This window comes from Luteibacter sp. 22Crub2.1 (assembly GCF_900167995.1).
Classification (GTDB): Bacteria; Pseudomonadota; Gammaproteobacteria; order Xanthomonadales; family Rhodanobacteraceae; genus Luteibacter; species Luteibacter mycovicinus.
The window spans coordinates 125,999-138,775 of sequence record NZ_FUYT01000010.1 but is presented as its reverse complement, the minus strand read 5'-3'; the positions used below and the strand labels follow the sequence as shown (position 1 = coordinate 138,775).

The window sequence follows — 12,777 nt, the reverse complement described above, 5'->3', positions numbered from 1 at the left end:
GAATGAAGGAGTTTTCCGTGCGTAACCTGAAGAACGTCGCCATCGCCGGCCTGCTGTGCATGGCTCCCGTCACCGGTACGATCGCCCAGTCCGTCGACAATCCCTGGATCCTGCACATCGGAGCGCATGTCGTCGACCCGCGCTCCGACAATGGTCACCTCGCGGGCATGAAGGCCAGCGTCGGCAGCAGCACGCGTCCGACGCTGAGCCTCGAATACCTGTTCACGCCCGAATGGAGCGTCGACGTGCTCGCAGCCGTGCCGTTCCAGCACAGCGTCCGCCTCAACGGGCAGCGCGCCGCCACCGTGAAGCAGCTGCCGCCGACCGTCGGCGTGAATTATCACTTCCTCGCTGGTCGCCCGGTGTCGCCCTTTGTCGGCGTCGGCGTGAACTACACGCGCTTCTTCGACACGAAGGGTCGCGGCGCCTTGCAGGGCGCCAACGTCGACCTCGACAGCAGCTGGGGCATCGCCTGGCACGGTGGCGTGGATATCACGCTCGACCCGCGCTGGACGCTCACGGTCGACGCCCGTTACATGGACATCGATTCAAAGGTGAAGGTCGGCGGGGCCTCGGTGGGTACCGCGCATATCGACCCGTGGGTGTATGGCTTCAGCTTTGGGTATCACTTCTGACGACAAGATCCGGATGGCTGCCTCGCCGCCCGGATACTCCCCATCAGAGCTTATAGTTGAGCCCGAACATCACCGTGCGCCCGTACGTATCGAACTCCAGCGGGCGTGCGACCTTCACGTTGTTCGGCAACGCGGCGATCTGCTGCGTCTTCATCGGCGAATCGGTCAGGTTGTTGACCTGAAGAAGAATCGACAGCCCGTTCCATGTGCCATGGTCGAAGGCGTAGCCGAGCTGCAGGTCAGTCTGCTTGTCCGCCAGCACCTGGGTGTATCCCAGCTGGTCGAACAGGGCGACGGCCTCACCGGTGAAGGACGAGCGGTAACGTTCCGCCACGCGTACCGACCAGCCGTACTTCTCGTAGTACAGGGCGAGGTTGGCGACTTTGCGGGACAAACCGGGCAGGGTCGACGGGCTGCCCGGGATGCTCGACACGGCGCTGACCGGCAGGGTGCTGTTGGTCAGCGAGAAATTGGCCTGCACGCCGAAGCCGTCGAGGGCCGGGGTGACGAGACCGCCTTCCAGCGACCCGGACAGTTCCAGGCCCTGCATCTTGCCGCCGGTACCATTTTCCGGGCGTGTGAACGAGCCGATGGTGCTGGTCGGCGTGAGTGTCGGGTTGTCGTTGACGTAACGCGAGAAGTCGTAATCCAGCGTGGTCTGGTTGTAGATGTAATTCAGCAGATTCTTGTTGAACACCGCGGCGGCGACGTAGCTCGCCGTGCCGAAGTATTTTTCCCATGACAGATCCGCACCCACGGCGATATACGGCTTGAGCTTCGGGTTGCCGCCGCTGCCGGACCAGAGCACCTGACCCGCGCCCGGACCGTCGAGGACTTCCGCAACGCCCGCCGAGGTGGCGACCTTTTCGTCGTCGATGCGTCCGCGCGCCATGGTCTTGGCCAGGCCGAAACGCAGGAACTGCTTGTCGGCGATCTCGGCGGCAAGGTTCAGGCTGGGCAGGATCTTGCTGTATTTCGCGCCATCGGAGATGCGGCCGACCAGCGTGTTGCCGTTGGTCTGGAGGGCTTCCGACGACTGATCGGTCTTCACACCCTGCACGCCGACGTTGCCGCGCAGCGGAATGTCGCCCAGATGCGTGTCGATATTGAACTTGACGTAGGCGACAGGGACTTTCTCTTCGACCGAATAGTTGCGACTCCAGTCCGATTGACCGTTGCGCTGGGTCTTGTAGTACTGGCTGTTGAGGGCCTGCAATACGTCGTAGTTGACGACGCCGGGAAAGCCGCCATAGCTCAGATCGGTGATGCCGCTGAGCGCGGACGGATCGATGGGAGCCGCGAAACCGGGGAGGTAATCGGCCGACGTCGATCCGTTACCGTTGAGCCAGGCAAAGTACACGTCGGCCTGCTTGGTCTTCTTGCGGTCGGAGTAGTTCACGCCGATGTTGACGTCGCTGAAGATCCAGCCCACGGGATGGCTCACCTCGAGGCGGAACGCCTTGATCGTGTCCTTCTGCTTGTCGAACTCTTCGCGGCCGTCATAGCCGTAGTTGTTGGGATCGGTGAAGAACATCGCCGAGGGATCGGCGAAATTCACCCCGGGACGAAAATCCGGAAAGTGCTCGTGGATCGGCGTAGCGAAATCGGTCGACGATGTCGCCTGATCCGGAAGGCCGGCGAACAGGTAGGCGTCGTGCAGGTCCTTCTTCGCGCTGGAATAAGACAGATCGGCCGTGAGGGCCCAGCCGTTGCCGAAGTCGTACTGGTTGTTCCAGCCCGCGGAGAAGAGCTTGTCGTGTTCTTTCGTGTAGTCGTTCTGCAGGATCGACTTGAGGCCGTCGATGTGGCCGGTAGTAACGATCGGATAGGGCAGTGCGGGGACCACGCCCACGTTCGAATACGAGACGTTGTCGTAAGGGCTGCTCGACCACTGCGCACCATTGAGGTACGTCTTCTGATTGAACGTCGAGTAGTACAGATCGAGCGTGGAGTGATAGTGGTCGTCCGGAGCCCACTCGAGCACGGTCATCAGGCCGTTACGCAGCTGGTTCTCCGATTTTGCACGCAACTGCGCGCCTTCCTGAGAAAGCACGTTGTCCGGCAAGCCTGGTGTATGCGGCGCGCCCCAGTTGTTCTCCGCGCCCTGCGATCCATTGTTGAGACTCCACCACCACGCCTGATACTGCTTTTCCTGTACGGGCGAATCCAGCTGCGCGAAGCCGACCGCCAGTCCGAGCGTGTGGTCGAAGTACTGGTCGATATACGAGAAGCTGACGCGATGACCCGCATCGCCCACGCCGGAGCCGTGGTTGAGGCTGCCGTTGGAATTGGTCTCCCCGCGCACGTTGGCGGCGAACGTCCGCTTCGGCAGATCCAGCGGCTTGATCGTGTGCAGATCGACGGTGCCGGAGAGGCCCTGGCCGATGAGGCTCGCATCCGGTGTCTTGTAGACGGCGGCGCCGCTGATCAGTTCGGACGGATACTGGTCGAAATCGACACCACGGTTTTCGCCGATCGTCGCTTGCTCGCGGCCGTTCAGCGTGGTGCCGGCGAAGTCGGGCGACAGGCCGCGAATGGAGATCTGGTTCGCGCGCCCATCGACACGCTGCGTCGCAAGGCCGGACAGGCGCGCCAGACTCTCGGCGATGCTGCTGTCGGGAAGCTTGCCGATGTCCTCGGCAGAGATCGCTTCGATGATGTTGTCCGAATTGAGCTTGGCCTTGAGTGCGCTCTGGATGCTGCCCTGAATACCCGTGACGACCACCGCGTCGAGGTTGCTCGCGGCATCCGGATTGGCGGCGCGCTTTTCCTTGTCGCTCTGCGGAGCCTGCGCGGCGGTAGCTGGCGTGGCTGCCGGCTTCGTGGCGGCCTTCACGGCTGGCTTCGCCGTATCCTGCGCCGTGGGCGTTTGCTCCTGGGCGGTGGCGATGCCGCCGCACAGCAGCGAGAGCGCGGCGGCGCATGCGACGGCCAATGGCCGGCGTGGGGTGGCGGGCACGGCACGGCCCTGCGTCTGTCGACGATTCATCGAGATCCCTGCGATTACGTTGAGTGAGCGGCGCACCCCTGTTCACGCCGCCGCGCGAGAATGCGCGCCCCTTGCGTCGGTGTCATCGTGCGTCGCAGCAGAATCCTGCGGCCTGGTTCATACGGGCGCAAAGTCTCGTGGTGCGTTGCAATAGGCGGACGTCTATGCATTTTTGGCCGTTGACGCCCTTTTTACAGTGCGCTATATGTTGCTCCACGCGGTGCGTTCAACGAACGTCATACCGCGTATTCCTCCGGCATCCTTGGGGTATGCCGGCACGCAGCTCGCGATGAATGACGGACAGACCGCTACGATGCGTCGCCCCGATTCCAATCAGAACGCCAGCTGCGCCTTCGCAGGTCGTCCGTTCGTGCATGTGAGGGCCGATGGCCTTCCGATCCTTGCGCGAAACAAACTCAGCGCCCTGCGTTCCCGCGGCAAGTGTGTCGCCGGCTACTCGCCCCCGCGAATCTCCCTCTGATCGTCCGACCAAACTGATCGGCACGTTCACCCGTCCGTCGTGATGTCGACGCATGCCCGCTGACGCGAGCGTGCACGAGCCTCCATGTCCGGACCGCGCGACGAACCCGCTGGTCAGCCTTTTTCAGAGCACTTTCGGGGTGGGGGTGGATCGTGGGTATCGATAAGGTTTTCAACAAGAAGTGTCTGGTCGTGGCCGTGTGTGCGGTACTGGCCAATGTGGCGTTTGCGCAGGACGCTGCGCCAGCGTCGTCAACGCCGCCGCCGGTCAAGGCGGCTACGGATACGAAGGACCCAGCCGCCAAGCCGGACAAGGCCGTGCAGATGAAGGCGCTCAGCGTGGTGGCCAACCGCTACGACGCCACAAACATGCGCATGGATTCCATCAACACGGTGGACGTGCTGTCGGCGGCCGACCTGCAGCACACCGCCGTGCACAACGTGGCGGAGGCGCTGGGCCTGATGTCGGGTGTCAACGTAACGACCACGGGCTCCGGCTACTTCGGCGGCATCGACGGCGCGGCGCGCGGCGAGGGCATGTTCACCTCGGTGCGCGGCCTGCCGTCCGAGTACAACGTCAACCTGGTGAACGGCAGCAACGTGGCCCAGGGCATGCCATATAGCCGCAGCGTCCAGCTGAGCCTGCTGCCACCGTCGGGCTTGCAGACCATCGTACTCAACAAGACCTCGACCGCCGACATGGACGGCGACGCGATCGGCGGGACGATCGACTTTCGCACGCCGAGCGCGTTCGACTTCAAGAAGGATTTCAGCGGCAGCGTCACCGCCAGCGGACGCGTGGAAAGCCGTGCGCGCGACTACGGCGGCAGCGGCCTCGGCAGCGGTCTGGCCGGGGAACTGCAAGGCAAGTTCGGTGCCGAGAAACAGTTCGGCATTTACGTAAGCGGCTATTACGACTACCGCAACATCGCCAACAGCGAGATCGGTGCGGCGGAAAGTGCGTCCAACGACGGTTCCTGGGCATTTCTTCACGCGACCGCGGAAGGCGACAGCGCGCCCGGGTACGACCCCGCTCACAACCTGACCAGCCTCGGCAGCAATGTCGGCATCGCGTCGGGGTTCGAGCGCCGCTACGGCGGCAATATCTCGTTCGACTGGAACGTGGATCCGACGCTCAAAGCCTATGCGCGAATGACTTACGCGTATGCGCTGACCGAGCAGAACACCACGTATAACCAGCTTCTGCCCCAGGACGTGACGTACGTACCGACCTCCACGCCGGGGGTGTACACGCCGAACATCGGGCGCATCGCCAATCGCTTCTGGTTCGAGACCAACCCGGAGCGGGCAGACCTGGCCACGATCCAGTTCGGTGCGGACAAGACCGCCGGCGGATGGACGATTTCGCCCAACGTCTTCTGGAGCATCGGCCGCAACGACCGACCCGAGCACGTCGAGATCGACGGGCGCGAGGACAAGTATTCGCAGGACAACTTCGCGTATAACCGCAGTTCGCTGCTGAGCTACGGCGGCAACGGCTTCCCGTACCCCGTGCTGACGCCGGGTCTGCAGAACTCCGTCAACAATGTGCAGAACATGTACGCCAACGATTATGGCGAAGTCACCGACATCCGCTCCGGCCAGAAGCGCGGCGGCGCCAAACTCGATCTGCGCTACGACTTCGACAGCGGCGTGCTGCAGTCGGTCAAGTTCGGCGTGAAGTACAGCGACAGCTCGCGTGAGTTCACCAACCGCGACTGGTCGACCGGCGGCATCAACGACGGAACGACGACACTCGACGACCTCGGCATCTTCAAGGGCTATTACAACCAGATTTTCCCCGGCAAATTCGACTGGCGGACGCCGGAAGTCAGTCGTGCCGCGGTCGCGGCTCTCATCGCCGCCCACGTCCAGCCGTCGGATCTGGATACCTGCGGCCAGCTGGACTTCAACAACTACAACTGCGACACCATGCGCGGCACGGAAGCGGTCAGTGCCGCGTACGGCATGGCCACGTTCCAGAGCGGTCCGTGGGAGATCATTCCCGGTGTGCGCTTCGAGCACACCTCCATCCACAACACATTCTGGACGACGCCGACCGATGCCGACGGCAACGAGGCGCCGGGCTACTTCTCCAATAACCGGACCATCTACAACGAGCCGCTCGGTAGCCTGTTCATCAATTTCCGCCCGGACGGCAACATCGTCTATCGCGGAGCGATCTGGCAGAGCTACACGCGACCGGCCTTCGTGCAGCTGGGCGGCGGTTCGCAGATCAGTGTGTCCGATGGCGTGACGACGATCACCAGCGGCAACCCGAACCTGAGCCCGATCAAGGCCACCAACGTGGACCTGGGCGCCGAGTGGACGACGCAGAGCGGCGGTTACGTGTCCCTGGCCAGCTACTACAAGAAGCTGCGCAACTACATCTACGACAGCGGCGGCGGCCAGGCCAATCCGAACACGTCCGGTGTGGGTACCGTCCTCACCAAGACGCCGACCAACGGCGGGGACGGGCATGTCTACGGTCTCGAAGCCACGTACAGGCAGAAGTTTCAGAATCTGCCTGAGCCCTTCGACGGCCTGGGCTTCAGCGTCAACGCCACGCGGCAGAATTCGAAGGTCGACCTGGGCCGCGACGGCTTCGAGAACGAAAGGCTGCAGTCGGCTCCACAGCGTATGGCCAACGCCGAGCTGTTCTACGAGAAGGCCGGTTTCTCGTTGAACCTCAGCTACCACTACACGGGCTCCTACCTGTCGACCTACGACTTCCTCAATCAGGGCAATCCGTGGGACGACCTGTGGATCCGTCCGATCCGCCGCGTCGACCTGCATGCGGGTTACCTTATGAATAACGGCCTGCAATTCGATTTGCAGATCAGCAACCTGACCAAGCAGTACTCCTACTGGTCGCACATCGGCAGGAACAGTCTGGCCAACTCCGATATCGTGGATGCGGGCATGACCACCCTGTTGACCGTGAAGTACTCGTTCTGAGCATGCAACGACGTCGGTTCCTCGCTCTGTCCTTGCTCACGCCGCTGGCGTTCGCCGGTCGCGCGTGGGCGGGGCCGTCTGGTGTCGCCGCTTCGGCGGTGGCACCGGACGGGCGCGGACATGCGTTCGCCTTTGGCAAGCGTACGTTTCTCCTCGACGGGAAGCCCTTCCAGATACGCAGTGGCGAGATGCATCCGGCGCGGATCGCGCGTGAGCACTGGCGCCATCGCATCCGGATGGCGCGTGCGATGGGTCTCAATACCGTGGCGATCTACGTGATGTGGAATCACCATGAGCGCGAGCCCGGCGTGTTCGATTTCGAAAGCGACAATCGCGACATCGTGGCCTTCATCCGCTTGTGCGCGGAGGAGGGGATGTGGGTGTATCTGCGCCCGGGTCCGTACATCTGCGGTGAGTGGACGAACGGCGGTCTGCCGGCATGGCTCCTGCGCGATCCGGATACCCGCCTGCGCACGCGTGACGATCCCCGTTACATGGCGGCGGTGCGTCGCTATATCGCCGCGCTCGCACCGCGTATCGCACCGCTGATGGCAGGGGCGGGTGGTCCCGTGCTGATGTTGCAGGTCGAAAACGAGTATTCGATGTTCGCCGACGACGTCGGCTACCTGGAGGCGCTGCGCGACCTGTGGCGGGAGCACGGCATCGCGGGACCGTTCTCCGTGTCGGATGGCTGGAAGGACCTGCGGCGGCGCAAGGCCTATCCGAAAGGCATGGCGCTTGGCCTCGACGGTGCGGACGTCGCGGACATGCTCAAGGGCCGGAGCTTCGCGGGCGAGTCGCCCGTGTGGCTGGGCGAGGGTTATCCCGGCTGGCTTACGCACTGGGGTGAGCCAGCCTTCGCGACCAGGGACCTCGTCGAGCCGCTTCGGGAGATCATGCGCGCCGGGTATTCCTTCAACCTGTATGTGGTGCACGGCGGGACCAACTTCGGTCTGACCGCGGGAGCCAATGCGGAGGACGACGGCTCGCAGTTCCAGCCCGTCATCACCAGCTACGACTACGGTGCACCCATCGATGAGCGGGGGCGTGCCACGCCGCACTACGCGGCGTTGCGCCGGGTGATCGTGGAGAGCGCGGGAGTCACGCCGCCCGCGATGCCCGAGGCTCCTCCCTCGGCCACGTTTTCACCGGTGACGCCTGTACCGTTCGCGTCGCTCTGGGACAACCTTCCGGGCGAGCCGGTCAGGCTGCCATCGCCCGGTCCGAACGAGATTCTGTTCAGCCAGGATCAGGGACTGGTCGTTTATCGCAAGCGGATCGCCGCCGGCAGCGTTCTGCGGCTGGAGAACGTGCGCGATTATGCCGTCGTGCATGTCGATGGGCGTGAAACGGCTATCTTGTCACGGGTCGAGCATGCGTCGCTCAATTCGCGGCCCGATGTGACGCTGCCTGCGCGTGCCTCGGGCGAGGCGACCGTCGAGGTCCTGGTCGATACCTTCGGCCACATCAATTTCGGGCCGCGGCTGGGTGACCACAAAGGCCTCATCGGGCCGGTGACGCTCGATAGTGTCGCGCTGCATGAGGTCGAGGCGTGGCCGTTGCCGCTGGACGATGCGTGGGTTCGCGGTCTCAAGCCGTTGAAGGAGGCACCGTCGCGAGGTGGGGTGTTCTTCAGGTCGGCGCTTCACGTGGATGTATCTGGCGACGTTTATCTCGACATGAGTGGGTGGGCGAAGGGGTATCTGTGGGTCAACGGGCGGTTGCTGGGGCGGTACTGGAGCGTCGGGCCGCAGCTTCGGTTGTTCTGTCCGGGTCCGTGGTTGAATGCGGGGGAGAACGAGGTGCTGGTGTTGGATCTGCATCGGGTGGAGGGGGCGGTGATTGCTGCTGCCGATAGTTTGCATGGGGTGGGGCAGGCACCGGTCGCCAGCAGGGCTGGCTCCTACCAGGAGCAGGACCTCGCAGCCCGGTGGGAGCCAACCCTGTTGTCGTCAGGTGCTTGCCGAAGCTACCCGGAAACGGGCCGCGAATCATGAGAGCGACAGCCACCCCGACCGCGAACGCGGTAGCGCCAGGAACATCCGCCATACCGCCGCGAGCCATCGGCTTCTGGGGCGGGCTTTCCGCCAACGTCCTCAACATGATCGGCATCGGGCCGTTCGTGACCATCCCGCTCGCCCTCTCGGCCCTGGCAGGACCCTCGGTGCTGCTGGGCTGGGTCGCCGGCGCACTGCTGTGCCTCTGCGACGGCCTGGTCTGGGCCGAGCTCGGCTCCACCATTCCCGAATCCGGCGGTCCCTACCATTACCTGCGCGAGGCCTATGGCCGCGACAAGGCCGGCCGTCTGTTCGGTTTCCTCTACCTCTGGCAGACGCTGCTCACCGCGCCGCTTTCCATCGGTTCGGCGGCGGTGGGTTTCGCCCAGTACGCGGGCTTCCTCATCCCGTCCCTGGGGGAAACGGGCAGGGCGCTCGTCGCCGCCGGCTTGTGTCTGCTCAACACGGCCGTGCTCTATCGGCGGGTGGGTCAGATCCAGCGGCTGTCCGTGCTGGTCAGCGCGATCGTCGTGATCGCGTGCGCATGGATCGTGATCAGTGGCATCAGGCACTTCGACATGACGATCGCAAGCCACTTCTTCCAGGCACACGTCGACTCATCTCACGGGTTCTGGCTGGGCCTCGGCGCGGTCGCCCTGATCGCGGTGTACGACTACGGCGGTTACAACAACGTCTGCATGCTGGGCGGTGAGGTCAAGCGGCCGCGGCGCACCATTCCGATGGCGGTGCTCGTTTCCATTCCGCTGGTGGCCGTGCTGTATCTGGGCCTCAACCTCAGCATTCTCGGCGTACTGCCCTGGGAGCAGGCGGCGCACTCGAAGGCTGTGGTGGCCGACTTCATGCAGGCGATCCACGGTCGCACGGGCGGCACGCTGGCCGTGCTCCTGATTCTTCTGGCCAGCTGGGGATCGGCGCTGGTGGTGTTGCTGGGCTACTCACGCGTGCCCTACGCGGCGGCGGCGGACGGCCAGTTCTTTCCCGTCTTCGCGCGCCTGCATCCGCGGGGCGGGTTTCCCACGGTGTCGCTCCTGTTCGTAGGCGCGACATCCGCCGCGGCCTGCTTCCTGTCACTGGAGCATCTGATCGCGACGCTGATGGTCACGCAGATCCTGTTTCAGTACATCGCGCAGTGTTTCGCCGTGGTGGCCCTGCGTCGACGCCGCGCCGACGCCGACGTGTTTCGCATGCCGCTGTATCCGCTGCCGCTGGTCGTCAGCGTCATCGGCTGGCTGTATCTCGTGGCGACGGCGGGCACCTCGTCCATCGTCGCCGCCGTGGTCGCGGTCCTCGCGGGCACGCTTCTTTTTCTGTGGCAAGCACGGAGGTCCCGCACGTGGCCCTTTCCCCATCGCTGAAATCATGGGATGTCGCCGTCGTCGGAGAGATCTACGCCGATCACGTCTTCAGCGGCTTTCCCTCCTGGCCCGGCCCCGGCGAAGAAGTGATCGCCGAGAACTACGTGCGCGAACTCGGCGGCGGCACGATCAATACCGCCTGTGCCTTGTCGCGGCTCGGACGCCGTGTCCGCCTGGTCGGACTGATCGGCGATGCCGATCTCGACTGGTTCGAAGGCCGTCTGGGCGAATTCGGTGTCAGCATGGACGGTATCCGGCTGGGCAGCGACGGCACCGGCATCACCGTGAGCGTCTCGACGGTGGAGGATCGATCGTTTTTCACCTATCCCGGCGTCAACCGCTCGCTCCCGGAACTGCTGGCGACGTCGGAGATCGTGGCGGATCTGTCCGCCGCCCGTCATGTGCATTTCGCCATGCCGCTGCCGCGCGACCTTGCCTCGACCCTGCTTCCGCTGTTGCGTGAGGCGGGGTGTACGACCTCCCTCGACGTCGGCTACAGCCCGGCGTGGCTGCAAGACCCTGTCAACCGGCTCAGTTGCCGCGATGTCGACCTCTTCCTGCCCAACGACAAGGAAGTCGCGCTGTTATGCGGCGACGACGCCCCCTCGTCCTATGAGGCCTGGTCCGCCGCGGCCGGTATCGCTCGTGCCGTCATGAAACAGGGCGCCCGTGGTGCGTGGATCGCCGATGCACGCGGTCTGCGCCGGGTGCCGGCGCCGCGCATCGAAGCGGTCGACTCCACCGGTGCGGGCGATGCCTTCGACGCGGGCGTCATCGACGGGCTGCTCGATGGCGAGTCCATCGATGGCTGCGTCGAGCGCGGTTGCATCTGCGGGGCGTTGTGTACGACGGCCGCCGGCGCCCTTGAATCGCTTCCCCATCCCCAGCCATTAAGGACACTTCGTGAGCAAACGTACGGATCGTAAGATCGCATTGATCGGAGGCGGCGGTGTCCGGTCTCCGCTTGTCGTGTTCGGCGTCAACGAAGCCGCCGAGGCGCTCGGCGCGGCCGAAATGGTCCTCTACGACCCCGATCCCGAGCGGCTGCGGATCATGGTCGGCCTGGGCAATGCCGTGATTCGTCGCTCGGGCGGCGCGCTGCGGCTACGTGGCGGCACCTCGATGGAAGACACCATCGAGGGCGCCGACTTCGTGCTCAACAGCATTCGTATCGGCGGTATCGCCGGTCGCGCCGCCGACGAACGCGCATCCATCGCGCAGGGATATCCCGGGCAGGAGACGACGGGCCCCGCCGGCGTCGCCATGGCCCTGCGCACCATTCCTGTCGCGATAGAACAGGCGAAACTCGTCGAGAAGCTGAGCCCGCAGGCGTGGCTGGTCAACTTCACCAATCCCGCCGGCCTGATCACGCAGGCAGTGACCGACCATAGCAAGGCCCGCATCGTCGGCATCTGCGATACGCCGACGGAGCTGTTTCACAATATCGCGCATGCGCTGGGCGAGCCGGCCGACGAGGTCGAATGCGACTACGTCGGCCTGAACCACCTCGGCTGGGTACGCGGCGTGCGCGTTCGGGGCGAGGAGGTCATCGACACGCTGCTTGCCAGCGATGATCTGCTACGTCAGCTCTATCTGGCGCCGTTGTTCGACTTCGACATGATCCGCACGCTGCGGCTCATTCCCACGGAGTACCTTTTCTTCTACTACGAGCGGCAGCGCGCGCTGGACAACCAGCGCAGGCAGGGCGGGAGCCGCGGTGGCGAAATTCAGCGACTCAACGACGATCTGCTGGCGACGCTGACCGCGCGTCTGGACGCGGGCGACGGCGACGCGGCCGTGGATATCTACGCCGCGTACCTCAACCAGCGTTCCGGCTCGTACATGAAGCTCGAAGCCGAGGGTGGTTCCGCGTTCGATCAGGGGGTCAGCCTGCAGGTCGACCCCTTCCGTGTAGCGACCGGCTACCACCGCATCGCCATCGACGTGATGAGCGCGCTGACCGGTGCGAAACCGGCGCGTATCGTCGTCAACACGCGCAATCGTGGCGCCTTGCCCGATCTGCCCGATAACGACATCGTGGAGATCGCGTCGGATATCTCGCTGGACGCGATCGTGCCCCGTCCTATCGCGCCATTGCCGGATGCGGTGAACGGTCTGGTGCGCTCGGTCAAGGCGTACGAACGTGCCGCGATCGCATCGGTGCTCAACGACCGCCGTCTCGAAGCACGCAAGGCGATGCTGATTCATCCGGCCATCGGACAGTGGACGCCGTCCGGGGACTTGCTCGACGCCTTGCTGGGTCATGCGAACGAAGACGGCGAATGTCTCTGTCAGGGACCCGTCCATCGCCATATATGACGCGATTCATCTCATGCACACAT

Annotated in this window: 7 protein-coding genes; 6 read left to right on the top strand and 1 reads right to left on the bottom strand. The window is 64.3% G+C overall.

What is annotated here, in order from left to right; all coding sequences use genetic code 11:
• Positions 1-17: 17 nt before the first annotated feature.
• Entirely contained in the window at positions 18-635 is a 618-nt protein-coding gene (locus B5X73_RS12330; protein ID WP_254857286.1) for an OmpW/AlkL family protein, read from the top strand.
• Between the two features lie 43 nt (positions 636-678).
• Here B5X73_RS12330 and B5X73_RS12325 read toward each other — a convergent pair whose 3' ends face one another.
• Positions 679-3,624, bottom strand: coding sequence for a TonB-dependent receptor (locus tag B5X73_RS12325; RefSeq protein WP_079521924.1), 2,946 nt, complete (start codon positions 3,622-3,624; stop codon positions 679-681).
• A gap of 633 nt (positions 3,625-4,257) precedes the next feature.
• Between B5X73_RS12325 and B5X73_RS12315 the strand changes: the two genes are divergently transcribed.
• The 5 genes from B5X73_RS12315 to B5X73_RS12295 are packed head-to-tail and all read left to right on the top strand — an operon-like array spanning position 4,258 to position 12,754.
• Positions 4,258-7,062, top strand: coding sequence for a TonB-dependent receptor (locus B5X73_RS12315; RefSeq protein WP_254857285.1), 2,805 nt, complete (start codon positions 4,258-4,260; stop codon positions 7,060-7,062).
• Positions 7,063-7,064: 2 nt separating this feature from the next.
• The gene (locus tag B5X73_RS12310; protein ID WP_079521922.1) at positions 7,065-9,059 is read left to right on the top strand and encodes a beta-galactosidase; all 1,995 of its coding nucleotides are present in this window, start codon (positions 7,065-7,067) and stop codon (positions 9,057-9,059) included.
• On the top strand, positions 9,056-10,435 hold the full coding sequence (locus B5X73_RS12305; RefSeq protein WP_036113464.1) for an APC family permease: 1,380 nt from the start codon (positions 9,056-9,058) through the stop codon (positions 10,433-10,435). The genes B5X73_RS12310 and B5X73_RS12305 overlap by 4 nt, the downstream gene beginning before the upstream one ends.
• Positions 10,414-11,361 (top strand): carbohydrate kinase family protein, encoded by a 948-nt coding sequence (locus tag B5X73_RS12300; protein ID WP_254857284.1) that lies wholly within the window; start codon positions 10,414-10,416, stop codon positions 11,359-11,361. The genes B5X73_RS12305 and B5X73_RS12300 overlap by 22 nt, the downstream gene beginning before the upstream one ends.
• Positions 11,339-12,754 carry a family 4 glycosyl hydrolase gene (locus tag B5X73_RS12295; RefSeq protein ID WP_036113462.1) on the top strand — a complete coding sequence of 472 codons (1,416 nt, stop codon included), beginning with the start codon at positions 11,339-11,341 and terminating at the stop codon, positions 12,752-12,754. The genes B5X73_RS12300 and B5X73_RS12295 overlap by 23 nt, the downstream gene beginning before the upstream one ends.
• The last annotated feature ends 23 nt before the right edge of the window (positions 12,755-12,777 follow it).

Coding starts and splice junctions, on each gene's coding strand:
- B5X73_RS12325 (WP_079521924.1), bottom strand. CDS start 3,624: ATGAATCGTCGACAGACGCAGGGCCGTGCCGTGCCCGCCACCCCACGC.
- B5X73_RS12310 (WP_079521922.1), top strand. CDS start 7,065: ATGCAACGACGTCGGTTCCTCGCTCTGTCCTTGCTCACGCCGCTGGCG.
- B5X73_RS12305 (WP_036113464.1), top strand. CDS start 9,056: ATGAGAGCGACAGCCACCCCGACCGCGAACGCGGTAGCGCCAGGAACA.